This is a genomic window from Flavobacterium fluvii (assembly GCF_900129545.1).
Lineage (GTDB): Bacteria > Bacteroidota > Bacteroidia > Flavobacteriales > Flavobacteriaceae > Flavobacterium > Flavobacterium fluvii.
The window spans coordinates 98,870-123,716 of record NZ_FQWB01000002.1 but is presented as its reverse complement, the minus strand read 5'-3'; the positions used below and the strand labels follow the sequence as shown (position 1 = coordinate 123,716).

The 24,847-nt window shown below is 38.6% G+C and carries 15 protein-coding genes; 10 read left to right on the top strand and 5 right to left on the bottom strand.

Annotated features, from left to right (window positions below):
* Window positions 1-62 precede the first annotated feature (62 nt).
* Window positions 63-1,841 (bottom strand): arginine--tRNA ligase, encoded by a 1,779-nt coding sequence (gene argS, locus BUC16_RS06225; protein ID WP_073368972.1) that lies wholly within the window; start codon window positions 1,839-1,841, stop codon window positions 63-65.
* Window positions 1,842-2,086: 245 nt separating this feature from the next.
* Between argS and BUC16_RS06220 the strand changes: the two genes are divergently transcribed.
* Complete coding sequence (locus tag BUC16_RS06220; protein WP_073368970.1) at window positions 2,087-6,355, top strand: T9SS type B sorting domain-containing protein; 4,269 nt, start codon at window positions 2,087-2,089, stop codon at window positions 6,353-6,355.
* Between the two features lie 64 nt (window positions 6,356-6,419).
* Here BUC16_RS06220 and BUC16_RS06215 read toward each other — a convergent pair whose 3' ends face one another.
* Entirely contained in the window at window positions 6,420-7,427 is a 1,008-nt protein-coding gene (locus BUC16_RS06215; RefSeq protein ID WP_073368968.1) for a 3-oxoacyl-ACP synthase III family protein, read from the bottom strand.
* A 162-nt stretch (window positions 7,428-7,589) separates the two neighbouring features.
* Between BUC16_RS06215 and BUC16_RS06210 the strand changes: the two genes are divergently transcribed.
* On the top strand, window positions 7,590-8,543 hold the full coding sequence (locus BUC16_RS06210) for a hypothetical protein (protein ID WP_073368966.1): 954 nt from the start codon (window positions 7,590-7,592) through the stop codon (window positions 8,541-8,543).
* Window positions 8,544-8,644: 101 nt separating this feature from the next.
* Here the strand turns inward: BUC16_RS06210 and BUC16_RS06205 are convergent, their stop codons facing one another.
* Window positions 8,645-9,706, bottom strand: coding sequence for a glycoside hydrolase family 130 protein (locus BUC16_RS06205; RefSeq protein ID WP_073368964.1), 1,062 nt, complete (start codon window positions 9,704-9,706; stop codon window positions 8,645-8,647).
* 251 nt (window positions 9,707-9,957) lie between these two features.
* Here BUC16_RS06205 and BUC16_RS06200 point away from each other — a divergent pair, with 251 nt between their 5' ends.
* The 5 genes from BUC16_RS06200 (at window position 9,958) to BUC16_RS06180 (ending at window position 16,456) form a co-directional block, all read left to right on the top strand.
* Entirely contained in the window at window positions 9,958-11,820 is a 1,863-nt protein-coding gene (locus BUC16_RS06200) for an ABC-F family ATP-binding cassette domain-containing protein (protein ID WP_073369500.1), read from the top strand.
* 262 nt (window positions 11,821-12,082) lie between these two features.
* The gene (locus tag BUC16_RS06195; RefSeq protein WP_073368962.1) at window positions 12,083-13,675 is read left to right on the top strand and encodes a DUF4435 domain-containing protein; all 1,593 of its coding nucleotides are present in this window, start codon (window positions 12,083-12,085) and stop codon (window positions 13,673-13,675) included.
* Between the two features lie 174 nt (window positions 13,676-13,849).
* A complete protein-coding gene (locus tag BUC16_RS06190; RefSeq protein ID WP_073368960.1) occupies window positions 13,850-14,350 on the top strand; it encodes a YdeI/OmpD-associated family protein in 501 nt (166 codons plus the stop codon).
* Window positions 14,351-14,499: 149 nt separating this feature from the next.
* On the top strand, window positions 14,500-15,453 hold the full coding sequence (locus tag BUC16_RS06185; RefSeq protein ID WP_073368958.1) for a Fic family protein: 954 nt from the start codon (window positions 14,500-14,502) through the stop codon (window positions 15,451-15,453).
* A gap of 325 nt (window positions 15,454-15,778) precedes the next feature.
* A complete protein-coding gene (locus BUC16_RS06180; RefSeq protein WP_141226094.1) occupies window positions 15,779-16,456 on the top strand; it encodes a hypothetical protein in 678 nt (225 codons plus the stop codon).
* 143 nt (window positions 16,457-16,599) lie between these two features.
* Here BUC16_RS06180 and BUC16_RS06175 read toward each other — a convergent pair whose 3' ends face one another.
* Window positions 16,600-20,079, bottom strand: coding sequence for a PPi-type phosphoenolpyruvate carboxykinase family protein (locus tag BUC16_RS06175; protein ID WP_073368955.1), 3,480 nt, complete (start codon window positions 20,077-20,079; stop codon window positions 16,600-16,602).
* A 407-nt stretch (window positions 20,080-20,486) separates the two neighbouring features.
* Between BUC16_RS06175 and BUC16_RS06170 the strand changes: the two genes are divergently transcribed.
* From BUC16_RS06170 to BUC16_RS06160, 3 genes are all read left to right on the top strand, one after another.
* Window positions 20,487-20,957: an FKBP-type peptidyl-prolyl cis-trans isomerase gene (locus tag BUC16_RS06170; protein ID WP_073368952.1), complete on the top strand. Its 471-nt coding sequence runs from the start codon at window positions 20,487-20,489 to the stop codon at window positions 20,955-20,957.
* A gap of 180 nt (window positions 20,958-21,137) precedes the next feature.
* On the top strand, window positions 21,138-22,394 hold the full coding sequence (locus tag BUC16_RS06165) for a BamA/TamA family outer membrane protein (RefSeq protein WP_073368950.1): 1,257 nt from the start codon (window positions 21,138-21,140) through the stop codon (window positions 22,392-22,394).
* A gap of 227 nt (window positions 22,395-22,621) precedes the next feature.
* Complete coding sequence (locus BUC16_RS06160) at window positions 22,622-23,104, top strand: FKBP-type peptidyl-prolyl cis-trans isomerase (RefSeq protein WP_073368948.1); 483 nt, start codon at window positions 22,622-22,624, stop codon at window positions 23,102-23,104.
* 104 nt (window positions 23,105-23,208) lie between these two features.
* On the opposite strand, the gene BUC16_RS06155 is transcribed toward BUC16_RS06160, so the two are convergent.
* Window positions 23,209-24,759, bottom strand: a complete 1,551-nt coding sequence (locus tag BUC16_RS06155) for an SDR family NAD(P)-dependent oxidoreductase (RefSeq protein ID WP_073368946.1) — start codon at window positions 24,757-24,759, stop codon at window positions 23,209-23,211.
* Window positions 24,760-24,847 lie beyond the last annotated feature (88 nt).

The following is a 24,847-nucleotide window of genomic DNA, read 5'->3' as shown; positions in this document are numbered from 1 at the left end:
ATCTTGCTTAAATTGAAAACGGCTTCCATTGGAAGCCGTTTTTATTGCATGATATACTCTTGTTACATTCTCTCCGGAACATCAATTCCCAATAATTGAAAGGCCAATGCAATCGTGTCGGCAACCTTTTTAGAAAGCTGAACCCTGAATATTTTTTTGTTCAAATCGGTTTCCCCAAGTATGGAAACAGCTTGGTAAAAAGAATTGTACTCACGAACCAAGTCATACGTATAGTTGGCAATTAAAGCAGGACTGTGATTTAGCGCCGCATTCTGAATCACCTCTGGGAACAATTCGAGTTGTTTTACCAATTCTTTTTCTTTTTCGTGCAGTTCTACAATTCCTGCATTGGCAACAAAATCAAAATCGGCTTTACGAATAATCGACTGGATTCTCGCATAAGTATATTGAATAAACGATCCCGTGTTTCCTGCAAAGTCAACTGATTCTGCTGGATCGAAAAGGATTCGTTTCTTGGGATCGACTTTCAAAATGTAATACTTCAAAGCGCCTAATCCAATGGTTTTGTACAATTTAGATTTTTCGTCTTCTGAATAACCGTCCAATTTTCCTAAATCTTCGGCAATTTTTTGGGCAGTATCGGTCATTTCCTGCATCAAATCGTCGGCATCGACAACCGTTCCTTCTCTGGATTTCATTTTTCCGGAAGGCAAATCGACCATTCCGTAAGACAAATGATATAGATTTTTAGACCAGTCAAAACCGAGTTTTTTCAATATTAAAAACAATACTTTGAAGTGGTAATCCTGCTCGTTACCCACCGTGTAAACCATTCCGCCAACGTCTGGAAAATCCTTCACGCGCTGAATGGCTGTTCCTATATCCTGCGTCATGTAAACAGCAGTTCCATCGGAACGCAAGACAATTTTTCTGTCCAAACCTTCGTCGGTCAAGTCAATCCAAACTGAACCGTCTGGATCTTTTTCGAAAATACCTTTTTCCAAACCAATTTGAACCACGTCTTTCCCCAGCAAATAGGTATTGCTTTCGTAAAAATAGCTGTCGAAATCAACTCCCAAATTTTTATAAGTCGTCGCAAAACCATCATAAACCCATTGGTTCATCATTTTCCAAAGTGCAATCACCTCAGCATTTCCTTTCTCCCAATCCAAAAGCATTTGTTGCGCTTCCAAAATGATTGGTGCTTGTTTTTTTGCTTCCTCTTCGGTTTTTCCTTGGGCAATTAAACCATTGATTTCTTCTTTATACGCTTTATCAAAAGCCACATAATAATTTCCAACCAACTTATCTCCTTTCAAACCTGTTGATTCTGGAGTTTCTCCATTCCCGAATTTTTGCCAGGCCAACATCGACTTGCAAATATGGATTCCTCTATCGTTGATAATTTGTGTTTTATACACTTTCTTGCCAGAAGCCTTGATAATTTCGGCAACGGAATACCCCAAAAGATTGTTTCGAACGTGTCCTAAATGCAACGGTTTATTGGTGTTTGGCGAAGAATATTCCACCATGATTGCTTTGTCTTCCGGATTTGGAGCAACAAAACCAAATTTTGCATTATTCCTGATTTCGTTGAAAAAATTCAAATAATATGCATCTGAAATAACAATATTCAAAAATCCTGAAACCACGTTAAAACGGCTTACTTCAGCAACATTTTCTACTAAATAGTTGCCTATTTTATTTCCTAATTCCACTGGATTGCTTTTGATGACTTTCAACAATGGAAAAATCACCATCGTGATGTCGCCTTCAAACTCTTTTCGAGTGGTTTGAAATTCAACTTTGTCAATGGTAACATCAAATAAAGTTTGTACCGCTTTTTCTATGGAGGGTGTCAAAATCTGTGATAAGGTCATTTTTTTATTAATTTTAAGAGTGCAAATATAGGGTTTTAAGAGAGATAATTGTTTTAGAATGACATGAAAAAACACGTATGCCGTTCGTGTTTAATTTAATACTCCGCCTTACTTATTTAGAAACCCTGTTTTAAATTATTTTCAGGTTTTAATAAAATACAAAAATAATTGTATCTTGCATTACATCGGTAAAATTGAACTTTTAATCGATTTGTTTGTATTTTTGCCCCCAAATCTATTTCTTCATGAAAAAATGCCTGGTATTTATAATTTCATTCTTCTGGATAGGATGCTTTTCCCAGGCTATCAACGTGGATACCAATACTTATACCGTTCCACAATTAGTGACAGATGTTTTGGTCAACAAAGCCTGTGTCCCTGTAAGCAACATCACTTGGAGAACAGGAAACACGAATGGATTTGGTTCATCAAACGGAATTGGCTATTTTACAAACACCAATCCCGCTTTTCCATTGCCTAGTGGGGTTATTTTGAGTACCGGAAATGTGGCAAACGCAGCAGGCCCAAACACTAGCCAACTCAACGATGGAAATACCTCTTGGACAGGCGACTCGGATTTGGAGGCAACACTTTTAGCCTCAGGAATTACCATGAACTCGACAAATGCCACGGTTTTGGAATTTGACTTTGTGCCTTTTTCGGCCAACTTCGACTTCAACTTTTTGTTTGCTTCTGAAGAATATGGTAATTTTCAATGCCAATTTTCGGATGCTTTTGCTTTTTTGCTTACCAATACAGTAACTGGAGTCACGACCAATCTTGCCGTTATTCCCAATACCACAACTCCAATTTCAGTGGTTACCATTCGCAATTCATTGTACAATTCCTCTTGTTCTTCGCAAAACCCGACCTATTTTGGAGCGTTTAATGGAGGCTCCAACGCTGCCGGTTCAGCGACAAATTTCAACGGACAAACCGTTTCGATGAGCGCTTCGTCAACCTCATTGGTACCCAACACAGCCTATCACATCAAACTGGTGATTGCCGACAGGCAAGACAATCAGGCCGATTCCGCCATCTTTTTGGGTGCCAATAGTTTCAATGTCGGCCAAGATGTTTTGGGACCCGACTTGACCGTGGCGAGCAATACGGCAATTTGTGCCAATGAAACACACACGCTCGTTTCGGGCTTGAATCCTGCTGTTTATTCTTTTGCATGGACATTTAACGGGAATCCCATTGGTGGGAACACACCTAATTTAGCCGTAATCCAAGCAGGAGTTTATGGACTTACTTACTCCATTATAGCAACAAATTGTCCCGTAACAACCGACTTGATTACTATTGAATACCATAATCCGATAACCACTCCCGATCCCGTGGATTTATTTCAATGCAATTCGGGACAAGCAAATTCAACTTTCGATTTGTCTTTCAACACCCCAATAGTTAGTGTACCTGGAACCCAAATCAGTTACCATGCCTCTTTGGCTGATGCCGCCTTGAACAATAATCCGTTGCCCAACAATTACACCCTCGCCACGGCCAGTTTGCCGGCCACCATTTGGACAAGAATTATGGATACGGGAACCAACTGTTTAATCACCAAGACCTTCCAATTAAGACTTACTCCTCCCCCTGTCGCGAATAATGCCGGCGACTTGACTTTATGCGAAACCTTTGCAGGCACGAATACCGCCAATTTCAACCTTGGCCAACAAACAGCGGCAGTTTTGGGAGCACAATCAGCAGCAATATATGATGTTACCTATTATGGCAATTTAGCCGATGCAGATGCAGGAACCAACCCAATAGATTCCACAGTTCCATACACTTCTGGGAATGCAACGCTATTTGCAAGAATCCAAACCACTACTGACCCCACTTGTTTTAATACGACCAATTTTAATCTAACCGTTGTCCTGAGACCTATCGTAGACCAGCTTCCCAACCAATATGTTTGCAACAGTTATACTTTGCCTCCACTTGTCAACCCAGGGAATTATTACTCGGGACCCAACAAAGGTTTGCCAATGCTAAACGCTGGTGATGTTATTACTGCAGACCAAATAGTCTATATTTACAGTGAAACTGCGACCACGCCAAGTTGCCCTTTTGAGAGCAGTTTCAGCATAATAATTATCAAACCGGGAGATTTGTCACCAACGGATATTGATGCTTGCGATCAACATCAATTAACTCCTCTTTTTTTCGGACTCCGTTATTTTACAATGCCGGGAGGACCATCTGGGGGTGGAACTGAAATTCGCGGGGGAACAATATTGACGACACCGGGAACGACAACTGTTTACACCTACTTTAGTTCCACAGACATCGCCAACCCTTGTGTTTTAGAAGGTCTACTTAAAATAAACATACACATAACGCCTACAATCAATCCCATTGCAAATGTTTTTGATTGCACTTCCTATAATTTGCCTCCATTGTCCGTTGGCGATTATTATACTTATGATGCCGTAACGGGAATATATACTCCAGCCGTTTCGCCCATAACGACCACGACAACGCTTCATATTTTTGCAATAAACAATGGATGCAGAACTCCAGATACCGTCTTTACAGTCTATATCAATACCTTGGGTTTGGCGGATATAAATGAATGTTTACCCTATACTCTTCCTCCTGCACCCGTTGGCGAATATCGAGATGCTCCAAATGGTGGTGGAAACCTAATTCCGCCGGGAGTCATTTCGCTAACGACCACGGTATATACTTATGTTCCCGGAGCCGGAACGCCCAATTGCACCGACGATGATTTTTTCAGAATCACGATAAATGGCCCGTTTCTAACTACTCCCACGGATGTAATTACTTGTGATAGTTTTTTATTGCCCGCTCAAGTGGATGGCGGAGAATATTACACCTTGGCTGGAGGTCCTGCAACTCCAAATAACATAAAACTAATTCCAAATGTCGACAAAATAACTACCACGACAACGCTGTACATCTACAAACCATCACCAACAATCGTGGGTTGCTACAATGAAAAACCTTGGCTGATTACCATTAACGAAAAACCCGAAATAGATTCCCGGGCAAATATTGAACAATGTGCTTCTTATGTTTTAACGCCATTGTCCAACGGGAATTATTATGATGATCCAAATGGTGTAAAACCATTGACTGCAGGAACTGTCATTAGTGCCAATAACAGAATTTATATTTATGCGGCACATCCGAACGACCCTTTTTGTTACTCCGAAAACTTTTTCGATATTTCCATAAATGGCGTCCAATCAGATCCAATTCCCACACAATTATCGTATTGCGGCAGTTTTACTTTTCCTCCATTGCCAACCGCAAACAACTTTTATTATGATGCTCCCGGTGGCCCTTTGGGTGGTGGAAACATAATACCGGCTGGCACCACGGTAACTCCTGCCACGGTTTTGCCAACCTACTATATTTATTATGAAACCGGAGACCGATTAAATTGCAGTGACGAAAAACCATTTAGCATCACCATTGCGCCCAGACCTGTTGCCAATACTGTCAATCCGTTGGCAAGCTGTGATACTTTTGGTGTAAACGACGGAATTTTTCAATTCGATTTGACCACTTTATCCATTAGAAACCAAGTATTAAACGGACAAACTCCCGATGCCAACTTTACGCTAACTTTTTACACTTCTTTGGCCGGAGCCAATGACATCAACGCGATTCCAATTGCAAATCCTGCTACTTACCAAAATGACAATCCGTTTGCAGACAGTGTTTGGATTAGGGTTGCCAACAATACGATACCCAATCCTTGTTTTGACGTTGTCGAATTAAAATTAATCGTGAATCCAATGCCTAATCCGCAATTGGATTCGGAATATTTCATCTGCGAAGACTATCAAACGGGTACTTTATTGAACCCGGCGACCCTAAACACGGGAATCTCGGGAGCCAATTATCTCTTTGAATGGACTCTTGACGGAAATCCCTTCGGTGGCAACACGCCTTCCATTACCACCAGCCAAATTGGCAATTATGCCGTAAAAGTTACCAACACGACCACAACTTGCGTAAACACGTCCGTAACCAAAGTCTCTAAATACACGCCCTATCTTGAAATCGCTTACAGCGATGCTTTTGAAAATCAAACTTTTATTACGGTAAATGTTTTGGGTGTTGGTTCAGGAAATTACGAATATAAACTGGATGATTTTCCGTATCAAGACAGCAATCAATTTACGAATGCAAACCCGGGAGAACATATTATTTCGGTTAGAGACAAGGACGGACATTGTGATCCTCCACCCATAAGTGCAGTAATCATAAATTATCCCAAATTTTTCACTCCAAACGGTGACGGCTTTAACGAAACCTGGAATATCCCCCATTTGTTGTCGACAAATCCAAATGCGCCCATATTCATTTTTGACCGATATGGAAAATTACTCAAGGAAATAACGCCTACAACTGCGGGTTGGAACGGAATGTACAACGGACAACAATTGCCTTCCACCGATTATTGGTTCACGGTGGATTATGATGAAAAAGGAATATCAAAAATTTTCAAATCGCACTTTACATTGAAGAGGTAATGAAGTAAAGTTCAGATGGCAGATTTCAGATAGCAGTCTGAAACCTGCCATCTGAAATCTATTTTTACCACCTAATAATTGCGCTACCCCAAGTAAATCCACTACCGAAAGCAGCTAAAACCACGAGATCACCCGACTTGATTTTGCCTTGTTCCCAAGCCTCGGTCAAAGCAATTGGTATGGAAGCCGCAGTGGTATTTCCATATTTTTGGACGTTGCTAAAAACTTGGTCGTCATCCAAATTGAATTTCTTTTGGATGAATTGGGAAATTCTCAAATTCGCCTGATGCGGAATGAGCATGTTGATGTCCGAAACCTGCAAATTATTGGCTTCCAAGCCTTCGTTGATGACTTCGGCAAAACGCACCACGGCATTTTTGAACACAAATTGACCGTTCATGTAAGGGAAATAACTTTCATCATCGGGATCGTTGTCTGCCAGAATATCGGTAACCCAACGCCCTCCCATTCCCGGTGCTTTCAAAACCAATTCTTCGGCGTGTATTCCTTCGGAATGCAAATGGGTGGACAAAATGCCTTTGGTCAGGTCTTCTTCCCTGCTTAAAACGGCTGCTCCTGCTCCATCACCAAAAATCACCGAAACACCTCGACCACGATTCGTCATATCCAATCCTTGTGATTGCACTTCGGATCCAATGACCAGAATGTTTTTGTACATTCCAGTTTTTATGTATTGGTCGGCAACCGAAATCGCATACACAAAACCCGAACATTGACATCTTACATCCAAGGCACCAACGGTTTTCAATCCCAAATCTCGTTGTACCAAAACGCCCGGTCCAGGAAAATAATAATCGGGACTGAGCGTGGCAAAAACGATAAAATCAATGTCTTCTTTGGCAACTCCAGAACGTTCGATGGCAATTTTGGCTGCCTTGACGCCCATCGTTGTCGTCGTGTCTTCTCCCGGTCTTATATGTCTCCTCTCCTGAATTCCGGTTCGTTCCTGAATCCATTCGTCATTGGTGTCAATTATTTTGGATAAATCATCATTGGTTACCACATTCTCTGGAACGTAAAATCCCAATCCCGCTATTTTTGAATGAAACATAATTTTGATATTTTTTATTAAAATTGAAACCTTTTAAATCTAATATAATCATTATTTAAACAACATTCGTTTAAAAAACTTACTTTTGAAAATACAATCTAAACCATATAAGCCATATAAGTTTTAAACTTAAATATCTTATATGACTTATATGTTTAATAAATGAAAAAAGTAATTCTATTTTTCCTGTTATTCACCACGGCAACCTACGGTCAAATTTCGGGTTGTACAGATGCACTTGCCAAAAATTTTGATCCGAATGCCACGACCAATGACGGAAGTTGTGTTTATGCTTCCGCCAAAATCAAACCAAACACTTCACTGAAATTAGAGAATTCCTTGATGGAAACTTCTGGTTTGATACCATTCGACAATTTATTGTGGACCCACAACGACAACTTGGACACCACCATTTACGGATTGGATTCCAAAGGAAAAATCCAAAAGAAAATCAAGCTCGAAAAAGTAATCAATACTGATTGGGAAGAGATTTCGCAAGACAGCAGTTACATTTACGTTGGCGATTTCGGGAATAATTTTCTGGGCAACCGAAAAGATTTGCATCTTTTGAGAGTCGAAAAAAAATCCTTCTTGTTGAACAAACCCGTAATTGACACCATCTCCTTTTCCTATTCCAATCAAACGGATTTTAGCCTACAAGAAGCAAACAGTACCGATTTTGACTGTGAAGCCTTTGTCGTTTCCAAAGACAGTATTTACTTGTTTACCAAACAATGGAACCAAAATAAATCCAGCATTTATGTCTTGCCCAAAATCCCGGGAAACCACATCGCCCAATTGAAAGAAACCCTGAATGTGGAAGGTTTGATAACCGGAGCAACATTATTAGGTTCGGGAAAAGGAATCGTGCTTAGTGGTTATTCGGAAATGCTGCAACCTTTTTTATACTTGTTGTACAATTATAAAAACAACGATTTTTCGACTGGAAACCAACGAAAAATAGGGCTGTCATTTCCTTTTCATCAAATCGAAGGAGTCACTACCGAAGACGGCAAACTATTTTATGTGACCAATGAATCCTTCATCAGAAAGCCGTTTGTAAATATTGCCCAACAAATATCTACGGTAGATTTGGGTTCGTTTTTAAAAAATTAGTCTTCTCAAGACAATTAAAAAATTTAAACCATATAAGACATCTAAGGTCATCTAAGTTTTAGCTTGAAAAATATTTCTCAAAATAATCTACTAATATCCCTTTATATTTCCTCGTTAAAACTCAAAGCCGATAAAATTTCCGCAATTGAAAAATGGGCACCGCAAACAAATTCATCTGCAGCTCCGTAATAAACCGTTAACTTGTCGCCGTCTACAATATGTCCGTTGGTGAAAACGACATAACCAAAAAATCCGTTCAATTCGTAATTTTCTGTGGGAACCATTATTGGATCCAGTGTGCGGGCAAGAACTTTTGAAGGATCATCACTATCCATCAAGAATGCCCCCAGACAATATTGGTGTTCGGCATTGGCACCATGATAGATTTCCAGCCATCCTTGTTCAGTCTTGATTGGTGCTGCTCCTGCTCCCACTCTTCCACTGTCCCACATATTCTTTCGGGTTTTCACGATACATTTGTGATTCCCCCAGTGTACACCATCTGGCGATTCGGCTATCCAAATATAATTCCCGCCAATTTGTGGACTTGATGGGCGATGCAAAGCGTAAAATTTATTGTTGATTAATTCCTCAAAAAAGGCACAATCCTTATTATGTGGCGGAAAAATCATTCCTTTGTTTTCAAAAGTTTTCCAGTCTTTCGTAGTGCGCAATCCAACGCCAACACCATTCTCTGAAACTGCCGTATAAGTCAGGTAATAGGTTTCGGCTAATTTGCTTACCCTGCAATCCTCTATTCCAAACTTCTCCAGCGAACCAATACCCATTACTAATGAGTTTTCCAGCGGTTCATAAAAATGAACCCCATCATCACTGCACAACAACCGCAAATGCGAAAGCGTTGTGAGATAATCCAGTCCTTTATACTGAATTACCCGTGGATCACTCGCTATCAGATCGGGATCGTTGAGTGGTATTTCGATGATTTCTATTTTGCCCAACGGATTCATGACAGGAAAAAACACGACGCCTTCCTTCTGCACAACACCTTCCGCTACGCGTACTAAAAGCCACGTCTTTTGTTCATACACAAAAACACCCGGATTCAGCAGGCTGATTATCTGCAATTCACTACTGCTTGGCAGTAAATCTTTAGGCATCAGTAGTGGGTTTTCGGGAAATCGGCGGGCTATATCACTCATAACAAGTTTTTTAATCAAATAAATTTACGCCTTAAAATTATATAAGTAACCCGCTGGGTGCAATTATTTTCAACATATGGAAACAGGGTGAATAAGCATCTTATAAAGATTCAACCAGAACCTGAATGACCTTATATGCCTTATATGGTTCACAAAATAAATCTGCTTTTTTACAAACCCAATTCCGTTTCAAAATAAACTATTTCGTTAATAGTGTTATAAAAGCTTACTTTTGCAAAAAAACTACACTTGTGAATTACTTATCAGTCGAAAATATCTCAAAATCTTTTGGAGAGCGCACGCTTTTTAAAGACATATCCTTCGGAATCAACAAAGACCAAAAAATTGCTTTTATAGCCAAAAATGGTTCCGGAAAAACCACCATTATGAACATCATCAATGGTTTTGACGAACCTGATACTGGACAAGTCGTGCTTCGCAAAAGCATTAGAATGGCATTTCTTTCGCAAGACAATAAATTGCAGGACGAATTGACGATTGAAGAAAGTATTTTCGCTTCGGACAATGAAACTTTGAAAGTGATTCAGGCCTACGAAAAAGCATTGGAAAATCCGGAAGATGAAGAAGCTTACCAAAAAGCTTTTGATGGAATGGACCAGCACAATGCCTGGGATTTTGAAACCCAATACAAGCAAATTTTGTTCAAATTGAAATTGGAAGATTTCAAACTGAAAGTAAAAAACCTTTCGGGTGGACAGAAAAAACGTTTGTCGCTGGCCATCATTTTGATTAACCGTCCCGACTTGTTGATTCTGGATGAGCCCACAAATCACCTGGACTTGGAGATGATCGAATGGTTGGAAAGTTATTTTGCCAAAGAAAACATCACGTTGTTTATGGTGACGCACGACCGTTTCTTTTTGGAACGTGTTTGCAACGAAATCATCGAATTGGACAACGGAAAAATATACCAATACAAAGGAAACTATTCCTATTATTTAGAGAAAAAAGAAGAGCGAATCGCCTCCGAAAATTCGAGTGTGGACAAAGCCCAAAACTTGTTTGTAAAAGAATTGGAATGGATGCGTCGCCAACCGAAAGCGAGAACGACCAAATCGAAATCGCGTCAGGATGATTTTTACGTGATTAAGGAAAAAGCACAAAGTCGCCGTCGGGAGAACAAGGTCGAACTTGAAATCAACATGGAACGAATGGGAAGCAAGATTATCGAGCTTCACAAGATTTCCAAGAAATTCAAGGATCACGTAATTTTGGATAATTTCAGCTTTGATTTTCAACGTGGCGAACGCATCGGAATCATTGGAAAAAACGGAACCGGAAAATCGACTTTCTTGAATTTGTTGACAGGAACCATTCCTTTGGATTCTGGAAAAGTAGTTATTGGCGAAACTATAAAAGTCGGATATTATACCCAAAGCGGAATCAACCCAAAACCGGGACAGCGCGTGATTGACGTAATCAAGGAATATGGGGAATTCATTCCGTTGACAAAAGGCAGATTGATTTCTGCTTCACAATTGCTGGAACGTTTTCTTTTTGACTCCAAAAAACAATACGATTATGTAGAAAAATTGAGCGGTGGCGAGTTGAAACGATTGTATTTATGTACCGTTTTAATCCAAAACCCGAACTTCCTGATTCTGGATGAGCCCACGAATGATTTGGATATCGTGACCTTGAATGTACTCGAAAGTTTCTTGATGGATTATCCGGGTTGTTTGCTTGTGGTGTCGCACGACCGTTATTTTATGGACAAAATCGTGGATCAATTATTTGTTTTCAGGGGTCAGGGCGAAATTGAAACTTTCCCCGGTAATTACTCTGATTTCAGGTCTTACGAAGACAGTGCCGATGTTGCCCAAAAAGAAGACAACAAAGCAGAAAAGAAAGACTGGAAACAAAACAATCCAACTGGAAACCTGACTTTCAACGAGCAAAAAGAATTCCAGAAAATCGAGAAAGAAATCAAGGATTTAGAAAGCAACAAAGCCAAAATTGAACAACTCTTTTCTGACGGAAAAGTAGCCGACGCCGATATTGCTGCCAAAGCCAAAGAACTGGAAAATATCATTAAAAAAATAGAAGAAAAAGAAGAGAGATGGTTTGAGCTGAGTGCAAAAATAGAAGGATAAAAAGCATACCATTTGTCATTTCGACGAAGGAGAAATCTCATTAGTTGCTCTCTATATGTGATTTCTCCTTCGTCGAAATGACACAAAAATACCCCAACACTTTTAGTAGTAATACTGAAATTGTTGGGGTTGTTGTTTTATAAAAATATAATAGTTAGTACAATGATTTGTAATCTTTTATTGCTATTTTAGCAAAAGAAAAGTAACGTTTGTTTGACCAAACCATCCTAAATATTATGATAGATGGGAATTATTAAAAAATATGAGTTATAATATAATTTTTCCTAAAAAAGATGGAACCAGTGGTCAAGAAGTAATTCAAACAGAAAGCAACATTGTTTTAATCGGAGCAAATGGCGCCGGAAAGACTAGGTTTGGAGTATATGTTGAACAATTAGTTTCGTCTAATATGAATGTTCATCGAATCAGTGCACAAAAAGCTTTAAATATTCCCGAATTTGCTCCAATCAAGAATTTGGAGCAGGCTGAAAACGCCTTGAAATTTGGAAATGCTGATTATCCTACCCTACAATATAAAACAACATTCAGATGGGGGAAAGACCCAGCTACTTTTTTACTGAATGATTACGAAAAATTACTTTCACTTTTATTTGCTAAATCATCTGAAAGAGATAGGATACATACACAGCAAACAAGACAGACTCAGACATATATTTCCGTACCAAACTCCCCAATTGATATAATTATTAAGATTTGGAATAGTCTTTTACCACATAGAAACATATCCTTTAATGATGGTAAAATAACCGTTTCTACTTCGAGTGGCGATAACTATCACGGAAAAGATATGAGTGATGGAGAAAGAGTGATTCTTTACTTAATAGGTCAATGCCTATGTGCTCCTTCTAATTCTATAATAATTGTAGATGAACCCGAAATTCATATACATAAATCACTCGTTGACAAACTATGGAATAAAATAGAAGAATTGTCACAGGACAAACTAATTATATATATCACACATGACTTAGAATTTGCAACTTCAAGAACAGATGCTTCCAAATTCTGGATAAAAGAATATAATGGTAAAAACCGCTGGTTATGGCAAGAAATCCCTTCAGATGATAATATACCTGAAAGTTTAATGTTGGAAATCATAGGAAATAGAAAAAATGTAATTTTTTGCGAAGGGGAAATGGGAAAATTAGATTCAACCATTTATCAATTAGTTTATCCAAATTTCCATATTATTTCAAGAGGTGGTGGTTCAAAAGTTATAGAGGCAACAAAAGCGTTTAGGGAGAATACTGAATTACACCATTTAACAGCATTTGGCATCATCGATAGTGACTATAAAGAACAAGAAGAAATTACAATCCTTAGGAAGCATGGTATTTTTACTATTTCTGTTGCAGAAGTTGAAAACCTCTTTTGTATTGAGCCGCTTATAAGAATAATATCTAACCATCTACATTTAGATGCAGATATTAAAGTTAATGAAGTAATTAACTTCCTTATTGATGCACTATCTACTGAATTTAACACGCAAGTATCTTCAAAAGCCGAAAAAATAATCGAGTATAAACTGGGAGCTTTTTCAAAAGAATCAAACTCAGAACAAGGATTAGTAGACGGATTTAACACAACGATTGGCAGAATAAATATTCCTCTTGCATATGAAACAGCTAGAGTACAATATCAATCCGCAATAGACAATAGAGATATAGAACAATTACTTTTATTATACAATAGAAAATCTCTACCAAACCGAATTTCGAGCATTTTTGGCTTAACTAATGGCGAGTATGGTAAACTATTGGTTCGCCTTTTGAAAGGTAATCAACAAAACGAAATTATTACAGCACTTAAAAATTATTTGCCTAAATTAGAATAAAAACTATCGCGACAGATCATATATATAATAGCCACCCAGACAAGCAGAGATTTACTGTACGAAGTCACCCGACTTCGTCCCCAACCGCGCAGATATCTCTTCACGGCGTTAGCGCAGAATTGCATTCTGTGCCCACAAACGAGAGCAGTAAAGAACTACATCACAAAGCTAAAAATGGAACAAAACGAGACTCCACAATTCGAAGCCAAAATCGAAATCATCGGAATAAATCCTTTTGTTTTTGTTCCTGATGCCATTCTTCAAATCATTTTTAAGCAAGCCGGAAAAGACAAAGGATTCATTCCCATAAAAGGCACCATCAATGATAATCCATATCGACAAACGTTGGTTCGTTATAGTGGCGAATGGCGTCTTTACATCAATACCATCATGCTGAAGAATTCGCCAAAACGAATTGGAGAAATCGTGACACTTACCATTACATTCGACCCCGAAAGCCGCGCCATCGAGATGCCGGATGATTTTGCAAAAGCTTTGGCAGCAAACCAGGAAGCCAATCTGGTTTTCGAACAATTGTCTGCTTCCCGCAAAAATGAAATTGTGCGTTATTTGGCCAGATTGAAAACCAAAGAAACTCTTGACAGAAATATTGCAAGAGCCATCAACTTCCTTTTGGGAAAAGAAAAATTTGTTGGAAGAGATAAACCTCAATAAAAATCCAGCTGTGCGAAGTCTCCCGACTTCGTACCCATTCCGATGTTCCATAACAACTTTTTAGAAATTGTTATTAACTAACAATACTCCCAAACAATTGCCATTTCAAATAAAAAACCTACTTTTGATACTATCAAATGACACTATCAATGAAGCCGCCTTACGACATTAGTCCCAAAATATTAAAATTGATTACTGCCATTTCTGAAAAAATTGGAGAAGTCAATGCCAATTATCTGACCAAACAATCGCCTCAATTAAGAAAACAAAACCGAATCAAAACCATCCATTCGTCTTTGCAGATTGAAGGAAACACATTGACCGAGGAACAAATTACCGCCTTAATTGAAAACAAAAGAGTAATTGGTCCCGAAAAGGAAGTATTGGAAGTACTAAACGCCATCCGAGTTTATGAAAAGCTGGAAGATTATAAATTGGATTCGGATAAAAGTTTCTTGAAAGCGCATCAGGAATTGATGCAAGGTCTAATTGAAAGTGCCGGAAAATATAGGAAGCAAGGTGTCGGAATAATGAAAGGTTCGAAAGTGGAACACATTGCACCTCCGTATGAAAATGTTCCGTATTTGATGAAGGATTTATTTGAATATGTGAAAGATTCCGAAGAACTCACTTTAATAAAAAGTTGTGTTTTTCATTATGAAATGGAATTTATTCATCCTTTTCTCGACGGAAACGGCAGAATGGGAAGACTGTGGCAGACTTTAATTTTAATGTCCGAATATCCCGTTTTTGAATTTTTACCATTTGAAACCTTGATTAGCCAAACACAGAATGAATATTACCAAGCCTTGGCGATGAGCGACAAATCGGGAAAATCAACTTTATTTATTGAATATATGTTGGAGGTAATTGATAAATCATTGGGCAATTTACTGAATTACAACAATAGAATTTTGAAAGACATCGACAGACTGGATTATTTTTTAAAACTTGGCATCAAAGAATTTACTCGAAAAGATTACATGAATACTTTCAAGGATTTGTCTTCGGCAACCGCCAGCAGAGATTTAAAAAAAGGAGTTGAATTACAACTTTTTGAAAGCAGTGGAACTCAAAACAAAACAAAATATAGTGTAAAGTAAACTTTAATCATCCTAACCCAGCTGAGCAAAATCTCTCGACTTCGCACCCATTCCTATATGTTTTTACAATTCTCTAAGTTTATTTAGAATTGTAATAATTGCAAATTGTTGTAGCTACAAAGTCGGGAGACTTCGAAGAGCAAATTGCATTCTGTGACCACAAACACAAGCTACAGCCCTAAAAAGTTGTAGCTTTCTGTTTTTTAAAGAAATTTAAAATTATCCGGATTTATCCAATTTGTCCGGATTTCCCTCATTTACATAATCTTGGATATTAGTTTTTATTCATCATTCTAACTTTGAAATGAATTTAAAACTTTTAGCCATGAAAAATATAATTATCCTTTCAATTTGTGCCACATTAATTGGATGTGCCCCTGTTTATTATGTGCCGAATACCCAAAATGTGCCCGTAATAAAAGAAAAAGGCCAAACCAATTTAACTCTTGGCCTCAACGCTTCGGAAAGCACCGACGGATTTGAATTTCAAGGTGCGTATGGATTGACCGACAAAATTGCCTTGCAACTGAATGCCGACAGGGTGAAATCTTCGGAAGGCAGCTCAAATGGTTCTGGTTATTTTGTGGAATTTGGCCCTGGTTATTACAAAAAATTATCAGAACACGTTGTTTTTGAAACTTATGGACTATTGGCCTTTGGTGGTTTAAAATATGAAGAGGACGGTACTAACATTAATGCCAATTTCTTCCGTATTGGCGCACAACCCTCTATCAGTTTTACCAGCAAATACTTTATCGCTTCTTTATCTGGAAGATTGGCCAACCTAAATTACAATTCTGTTAACGGAAATTATTATGACGTTGAATACTTGAAAGCCAATAATTCCTATTGGTTAATCGAACCCGCCTTAACACTGCAAGCAGGCCTTGAGAATGTTAAATTATTCATCCAACTTCAACTCAGCGAAAATCTGACGGACTCCTATTTTTTACAAGATGAAACTCTCGTTTCCATAGGTTTGAAAGTCAACATAGATCCTTAATCGGATGCACGCCAAATTTACGGAACACAGATAGTAAAAATTCACTTTTAGCCGTCAGGCAAAGGATTTTACCATTATTCCAAAAACAAAAAAACGTCCAAGAATCACTTCTTGGACGATTTTTAAATTAAAATCCTTTCGGATTATTTTCTATACAATGGATCGGCTCCGATGGTTCCCACCAAACTGTTGATATAGTCGGGTGAACTGGCCACTTCCAGCATATTTTTCACGTTTTGCAAGCGCGTGTTCAAATCCATTTCTGCAACCAACAAGTTATTTTCGGCATTGGAAATAAAACGCTCCAAATAGCTGATTTGATTGGTGTAGAAATTGATGTCTTTTTGTTGCTTCAATTTCAATCGCTCTTTGTACCAATCGCTGTTGATTACGTACTCTCTTTCGAAATAACTTCTCAATCCGGCATCGCTCATCTCTTTGCCTTCATAAGTCCCGTAAGCCATTATGTGCAACAATATTTTCAATGGTGGAATGGCAGCCTCGATGCTTCCGTCTTCAAAATAACTCAAGGCCACTTTTTGTTGGGCTTCGACAATATTGGCAATTCCATCCACGTAATCTTCGATTCCTTGGAGTTCGGGTTTCAACATTTTCTCGTTGAAAACAGCATTCGGTTCATCAAATAGACGGTTCAAGCACAACAACGAGAAAGTACTCGTGATGCGATACCCCAATCTACTGGCCAATACTTTTTTGCCTTGATATTCAAAATCTTCCAGTTTTTCCAAGGAACCATTGGCAATCAATACTTTTGGATCGCGATCTTTGGCATTTAATCGCGCCCAAATTTCCGGTATTAAAAGACTGATGTCGTGATCTACCTTGTTTTCTCCACCCACATAACCAGCTGCCGTGCTAAAAGCATTGGATTCTGTCAAAATGTGCGACAGCAAGGCATTGTTCAAGTCGGATGTTGGCGTCATCATGTTGAAAGGGCCTTTGGTCAAGGCACCTTCGGAACCGGCTCCTGTAGTCGAAGGCGATTTTCCGGTAAGGCTGCAAATAAAATCCATGAACAATTCAGGGGTTTCCTGATAATGGATTGGATTATAAACCGCCAACGGACGAATGCCCGCTTTTTTGTCTATCGGGTTGTTTCTTCTTCCCGGCAAAACGGCGTTCACCACATTGATGACAGGATCTTCCGATTTAATTTTTCGGTACAAACGAACCCCGACTTCGCCCAAATAACTGGCTTCGGTTTCATCGATAAAAATATTGGGTTCCAAATAACGCGGGTTTTTCGTTGGTTCTCCATCCACGATTCGGGTGTGGGAAGGCAATGAAAAATATTCCTCTTCGTTTGGACTATTGACAATACTTAGAATTAAATCTTTTACAGGCTGCGTATATTTATCATAATTGATGGTATCTTCAAAAATTTCGATAGCATCTTTTTTCGTCAAAAGTTCGTAATTGGTCAAAAATACATTGTCGCTCACGATATCTTTTTCTGCGCCTTTATCGTAGCCTCTTATGATGGCTTCGTCGGGTCTTTGGAACAAATGCGATTCGCAGTTGGCAACCACTTTCAAACTTGGGTTGGTGTATTCGGGATTCAAGTTTTTGAACTGCGCTCTTGGCAAGGTAATGGAAGCCGAAATATCGTCTTCCATCTGGATTTTTTGGCAAGCAGAAAAATCAGATCTCAATTTATTCAACAACCACACCCCTTTTTGGTTGAAGCCGATACGAACGTAACTTCCCACAACAGGCGTGTTGTTGTATTGTAAACCCGTACCGTTTTTGCCGTTGATGATTTCAACCGACATGCAATCTTTCCAGTTCAAGGCAGCATGATCTTGTCGGTACAAACGTTTTACAAACAATACCAACGATCTGATGTGAACCGGGATGTTTTTAATGAATGCGTTAAATTCATCGCTGTTTTCTTCCGAAGGTGTCAATAATTTTACTGCAGAACCCAAAGTTCTTCTTTCGTCCAAAAAGGTTCTTGACGGCGGCAATGAAGCATCACGTTTTTTCCATCTGTTGGAATAATTGTATTCTATGATTTCATCCGCTTTTTTAAAATCTTCGTCAATATCCAAAATATTGAAGGCATTGTACGTAATGGCATTTTGCATCGATTTGGAAATCTCGGACTTGCCACCACCCGAAACCGTGCAAGGTTTATGGCAAAAAACACCTTCTGGGGAAGTATTCACGATTCGCCACAAAGCAATGGCATTGTGTTTTTCCAATTTGAATTTATTTCCCGTTGGATGAACATAGGTTTTATTTGGAGATAAAATCAATTTTTGTTCTGCATTGTCATAATTCCAGGTAATGCTGTTGGTATTGGTATTGATATGCGCATTCTCTGGAATATAAACCAAGTTGGGATATTTTTTGTCCACTGCATAATTCCCCTGTTTTACATCGATTCTGTCGCCCAGAAAAGTTTTCACCTCTTCAAAATTATATTGATTCCCGAATTTCCCTGAAAAAGTGCTTCCATCAACAATGTCGCCCATGACACCTCTAGGATAGGCTATGGCTCCTCCAGAATGTTCTTCTTCCACCAACCCAAATAAATTGGCAGAATAACTGATTTGCGTTTTGATTTCTTTTTTGGAATAACCATAATAGTTGTCGGCAATAATGGTCACGACAACTCCTCTATCGTCTCGGCAAGTCACTTTAAATGCACCTCCGTTATTATACAGTTCATTTTCGTCTTTCCAGCACATTCCCTCACTTTTTTGACGATCCGTAGCGTTATCAAAATGCGGCAAGCCAATATCTTTTTTCTTCAACAAACGCAATTGTGGCGCAAGAATGACACAACCCGTGTGCCCTGTCCAATGTTCCGTATCCAAAGCCGCATCATTTTGGGCCAGATAAGGATCTCCTGCGTTTCCAAAAATATTTTCCACAAAATCCAGGTTACTCACCAAACTTCCAGGCGCAAAAAAGCGAACTTCCATTGATTTTTTTGAAACAACCCCTTTCACTTCAGGACAAACCATTGGTCGCATCAACAAGGAAACGATTAATTTGGCTTTGGCTGACTGATTGGAAGTAAAAGGCACTATTTTCAGTTCCTCTGGAGGACTGAATGCCGCGTTCAAGAAATGGGCAAAAGCAATTTTAGGCACTTCCTTTTTATCCAAAGGCACCGGCAAATTTCCTTCCACAATATGAAAAGTACCAACCGTGGTTCTTTTGTCATTCGTTGGGTTGTTCAAAATCCCTTGCTTGATTCTATAGGAAGTAACATCTTGCCCCTTAAAAGTTTTTCCGTTAGGTGGCAAGCTCAATTCTCTTGCATGACCGCTTTGCGTCAACACCAAAGTATCGTTTGGCAAAACATAAGGCTTGTCGAACTTCAGCTCTTTGAGATAATCATTCAGAAAGTTTTGGATTCTGGTATCGGCTGGTGAAAGATGATTGGACAATAATCGAGATTTTTCTCGAAAACTTTTAATCAAACCGTTGGTCAAGGCTTGAAATTTAGGATTGCAAAATTGCTCTGCAGCATTTTCGTCATCTTGATAAATAGGTTGTCCTAATGAGGCTAATTGAAGATTTATATACTGGACAGTATCTTTTCTACTTTGCTTGATTGGTTCTTGATTGGGGTTAATTTCTGTACTCATCTATTAAAATTAATATAAGGATATGTTTTATACGTTTTTGTGTGCTTGAAAAAATTGGATAAAATTATTTTTCTCCTTACAAAGATGGAGAAAACTGGCTTATAATTAAAGAAAAAAATGCATTAATTTTCAAAAAAATCGTTTTTTTTGAAATCACGTAAATCCAACAAAATCAAATACTGTGTACGCAAACGAGATAGTTTGGAAAAAGATGGACAAAACCTTGAAATCCTATTTTTTTGACAAATAAATCCATTCAAAAACAGCGTAAAAAAATACTCCAAAAAAGAAGTTAAAAAACAATATCTGCATAAACATATTGCGAGGGAATGATTTCAAATCCTGAAAACTTGTTATATTTGCACTTTTTTTAAACATATTTACACATTTTTTAAACACATTCCCCAATGAAACACCTACTATCTTCAATACTGATTTTAACTCTTTTTGTCTCTTGCACCAAAGAAGATTCAACAGCAGTACCCGAACCAGTTGATTACACTGTCCAAAATGAAAAAGAAATTAGCGATTTTATAACCACCAATAACTTAACTGCCCAAAGAAGCGACACTGGCTTGTATTATGTCATCAAGGAACCGGGAACTGGAGCCCAACCCACTGCCACTTCTAATGTAACTGTTGCCTACAAAGCAACTTTTCTCAATGGACAAATATTTGACCAAAGCACTACTGCCGGCATTTCGATAGGTTTGAATCAAGTGATAAAAGGTTGGACGGAAGGTATTCCGTATTTTAAGGAAGGCGGAACCGGAATACTGTTGATACCTGCCCATTTAGGATATGGAAGCTACGCTTACAGAGGTATTCCAGGAGGTTCAGTACTTATTTTTGAGATTAACCTAATTTCGGTAAATTAGAATTAATCCACATTATCAAAACAAAAAAACGCGACAAAATTAATTTTGTCGCGTTTTTTTTGTTTACAATTCGGCAACCTAATAATAAAAACATTTTATCGTTTTAATCAAATACTTACAATGGAATTTTGTTTAGTTTTATAATCTGTTAGAAATACGTCAAAGTATAGACACTCTTTAATGAATTTTACAACTATTTTGAAATCGAGAATCCTGTTACTGCTTATTCTTTTCCTATCTCAAACCACTTTTTCACAGGAAGAGAAAAAAGAAGGCGAAAAAAAACTCCATCTGCGCTCCATAGTTGATTTATTCACAAAAGAAGACACCCTAAAAATAAGCAAACCTGATTCCAAAAGAAAATTAATCGCATTTCCCACATTGGGTTACCAGCCTGCAAATGGTTTCACTTTTGGATTCATCAGCCAATTCAGTTTCAAAATAAAGCCGGAAAACAAAGTTTCATTGTGGTCGGGAGGAGCTTCTTATAGCACGCAAAAACAAGTCCTGACCTATCTAAAAAACAATATGTACATCAACAACGACCGGTTGTTTTTTAGCGGTGATTTTCGATATTATGTTTTCTCGCAATCCAATTATGGCCTAGGAACCAACATTATTCCTTGGGGAACCGAATTCCAAGAATTTGATTTCAATTCCATTGAGCAACCCATGGATTACAATTATTTCAAATTTCACGAAACAGTTTCCTACTATGTCTTTCGTGATTTCTTTATAGGAGCAGGAATTCATTTCGATAGTTATACCGATATCCGTGACAAACTGCTGGATGCTGCCAATAATAAATATACCTATCACTATAATTATTCAAAAAATTATGGATTCAGCGACAAGAATTATGCTGTCAACGGGATGAGTTTCAATATGATTTATGACACCAGGGACAACTTGATAAACACCAATACCGGTTTGTTCTTGAACATGAATTACCGTTACAATCCCAAAACAGATCTTAACACACACCGCAGTGCAACGATATTATTTGAAGGCAGATATTTTTTACCGCTCAGCAAAATCAACAAACAGCACGTTCTTGGTTTTTGGGCTTATGGCCAATTTCAATTAAGAGGCAGGTTGCCTTATTTAAATCTTCCAGCGATAGGTTGGGACCAAAACAGCCGTAGCGGAAAAGGGTATACGCAAGGACTTTTAAGAGGTACAAACCTGATGTTTTTTGAAAGTGAATACCGTTTTCCAATTACCAAAAACCAAATGATCAGCGGAACAGTATTTGCCAATGCCACAACAGCAACCACTACCAGCAAAAACCTTACCTCATTCGAAGCTGTTCAGCCCGCAATTGGAGTTGGGCTAAGAATCCTGCTTGACAAAACAACCTTGACCAATTTCATCGTTAATTTTGGATTGGGACGTGATTCCCAAACCTTCTATTTTAATGACGGCGAAGGATTCTAACACCAATGATTTACTCAATAAACTTAGCAATTTGGCTCTACTGGAAATGTTGTTAATATCTTTATTTTTTACAATCAAGAAAATCAAGAACACTTCGAATCTTAATTTTCTTAATGACCTTAATGGTTTAAGACAAACTATTTTCCAATTTTGAGGACTTGTATTTTTAACAAAAATCACAATCCGTTTTTACTATATTTGCGAACTTAAAAAAATAACCTATTTCCATGAAACATTTATTATCTACCTTAGTGGTCTTGACTCTTTTCATTTCTTGCAACAAAAGCAAAGAAGAGACAAACGAAGTACCAAAAGAAGCAACCGTTGATTGCGTTGCCAAAAACGACAAAGAAATCACCGATTACATAGCCAAAAATAAATTAACCGCGCAAAAAAGCGATTCAGGTTTATATTATGTGATAAACGAACCTGGAACTGGAGCCCAACCGACTGCAACATCAAATGTAACCGTGGCCTACAAAGGGTATTTCACCGATGGAAACGTATTTGACCAAAGCGGTCCTGAAGGAATTTCTTTTGGCCTGGATCAAGTGATAAAAGGCTGGACAGAAGGCATTCCCCTTTTAAAAGTTGGAGGCAGCGGAATTCTTTTTGTACCTGCTCATTTAGGATATGGAAATGACACGATGGGACCTATTCCCGGAGGTTCATCACTTGTTTTTGAAGTAAAATTAGTTTCGGTTAATTAAGCGTATTCGTCCAAAAGGAATTAAATTAAACCCACGATAAAAAATAAAAACCACAACGAAATCAGATTCTGTTGTGGTTTTTATTTTTTCAAAACAATTAAGTTTTACCAGGCAATTGGTCTGTAATCTTTCAAAAATTTCCCGCACCAATGTTTTCCTGTATTGATTCCGTCAAACAAAGGATCCATTACACGAGCAGCACCGTCAACAATATCCAAAGGCGGTTGAAAATCTTGTTCTTCCTGTTTTCTTTTGGCTAATTCTGCGGGATCTTCGTCGGTTACCCAACCCGTGTCCACGGCATTCATGAAAATACCGTCTTTTGCAAGAGTTCCTGCGGCAGTATGCGTCAACATATTCAACGCTGCTTTCGCCATATTGGTATGCGGATGGCGGTCTTCCTTGAAATCGCGGTAGAACTTCCCTTCCATCGCCGAAACGTTAATAATGTGTTTTTTGCCCGTATTGTCTTTCTTCATCACTTCCGAAAGGCGGTTGCATAACACAAAAGGTGCAACCGAATTGACCAATTGTACTTCAATCATTTCGGTAGTTTCGATTTGACCTAATTTTAATCGCCAGCTGTTTACCTTTCGTAAATCTACCTGTTGCAAATCGGCATCAAGTTCTCCTTCCGGAAAAACTTCCTGTGCCACCAGTGCATTATCAAACGAATACGGAATCTGGGACAACTTGGCGGAAGCCCGTAAACCAATTCCGGGTTCCGGTCCGTGCCAGGTTACCGGCATATTCTGATTGGAAGAAGCTCCCGAAGTCAATACTTTCAATTCATCCAAACAATTGGTGTGATCCAATAACAACTCTTGTGCCTGCTGTGGCAAAGTGCCAATCGGACGCTCTTCATTTTCCATCAAATGGGTATAAAAACCAGCAGGGCGTCTCACAGTTTGTGCCGCATTGTTAATCAGGATATCCAATCGCCCGTATTTTTGCTCTATGAAATTGCAGAAAATTTCCACACTCGGAATATGGCGCAAATCCAATCCGTGAATTTTCAGGCGATGTCCCCATTCCATAAAATCCTCTTCCTTGGAAAAACGCAAAGCCGAATCCACCGGAAAACGGGTCGTTGCAACAACTGTCGCTCCACCACGCAAAAGCATCAATGTAATATGATAACCAATTTTCAGGCGAGAACCTGTAATCACGGCAATTTGTCCTTTTACATCGGCAGTTTGAAAGCGTTTGGCGTAATTAAAATCACCACAATCCGAACACATTGTATCGTAAAAATGATGCATTTTAGTAAACTCCGTTTTACAGACATAACATTTTTTTGGCGTTTCCAGCTCCAACTGTTCCTTACTGGCAAGATCATTCAATGCCAACAATTTTGGAGCCACAAAAATACTTGCTTCCCGAGCAGAACGAATTCCTGTTTCTTTGCGAGCTGTTCGGTCTTTCTTTTCCTGTTTGCGTTTGGCAACCGCTTTTCCATCTTTCTTTCTCTTCGCAAACTCATCCCGATCCGGCCGTGAAAATTGTCCCGCTGCTTTGATTAAAGCAATTCGCTGGTCTTTTGGAATTTCAAATATTTGGTCGGTATCGCTGTTCAATTGTGCCAAAACAGCAATGCATCTATCAATTTCTTCCGAACTTATTACAATCTTTTCTTCTATTTCTTCCATCATCATTATAAAAACAGGTTTTTCATTTGCGAAAATACCAAGGTTGCAAAGATAGTGTTTAAAGTGAAGCGTGTAAGGCTTGTATTTTTACAAA

Bases quoted from the DNA above. Each gene is read 5' to 3' on its own strand.
- BUC16_RS06210 (WP_073368966.1), top strand. From the start codon at position 7,590: ATGAAAAAAGTAATTCTATTTTTCCTGTTATTCACCACGGCAACCTAC.
- BUC16_RS06220 (WP_073368970.1), top strand. From the start codon at position 2,087: ATGAAAAAATGCCTGGTATTTATAATTTCATTCTTCTGGATAGGATGC.
- BUC16_RS06195 (WP_073368962.1), top strand. From the start codon at position 12,083: ATGAGTTATAATATAATTTTTCCTAAAAAAGATGGAACCAGTGGTCAA.
- BUC16_RS06165 (WP_073368950.1), top strand. From the start codon at position 21,138: ATGAATTTTACAACTATTTTGAAATCGAGAATCCTGTTACTGCTTATT.
- BUC16_RS06155 (WP_073368946.1), bottom strand. From the start codon at position 24,759: ATGATGATGGAAGAAATAGAAGAAAAGATTGTAATAAGTTCGGAAGAA.
- argS (WP_073368972.1), bottom strand. From the start codon at position 1,841: ATGACCTTATCACAGATTTTGACACCCTCCATAGAAAAAGCGGTACAA.
- BUC16_RS06175 (WP_073368955.1), bottom strand. From the start codon at position 20,079: ATGAGTACAGAAATTAACCCCAATCAAGAACCAATCAAGCAAAGTAGA.
- BUC16_RS06190 (WP_073368960.1), top strand. From the start codon at position 13,850: ATGGAACAAAACGAGACTCCACAATTCGAAGCCAAAATCGAAATCATC.
- BUC16_RS06215 (WP_073368968.1), bottom strand. From the start codon at position 7,427: ATGTTTCATTCAAAAATAGCGGGATTGGGATTTTACGTTCCAGAGAAT.
- BUC16_RS06170 (WP_073368952.1), top strand. From the start codon at position 20,487: ATGAAACACCTACTATCTTCAATACTGATTTTAACTCTTTTTGTCTCT.
- BUC16_RS06180 (WP_141226094.1), top strand. From the start codon at position 15,779: ATGAAAAATATAATTATCCTTTCAATTTGTGCCACATTAATTGGATGT.
- BUC16_RS06185 (WP_073368958.1), top strand. From the start codon at position 14,500: ATGAAGCCGCCTTACGACATTAGTCCCAAAATATTAAAATTGATTACT.
- BUC16_RS06160 (WP_073368948.1), top strand. From the start codon at position 22,622: ATGAAACATTTATTATCTACCTTAGTGGTCTTGACTCTTTTCATTTCT.
- BUC16_RS06205 (WP_073368964.1), bottom strand. From the start codon at position 9,706: ATGAGTGATATAGCCCGCCGATTTCCCGAAAACCCACTACTGATGCCT.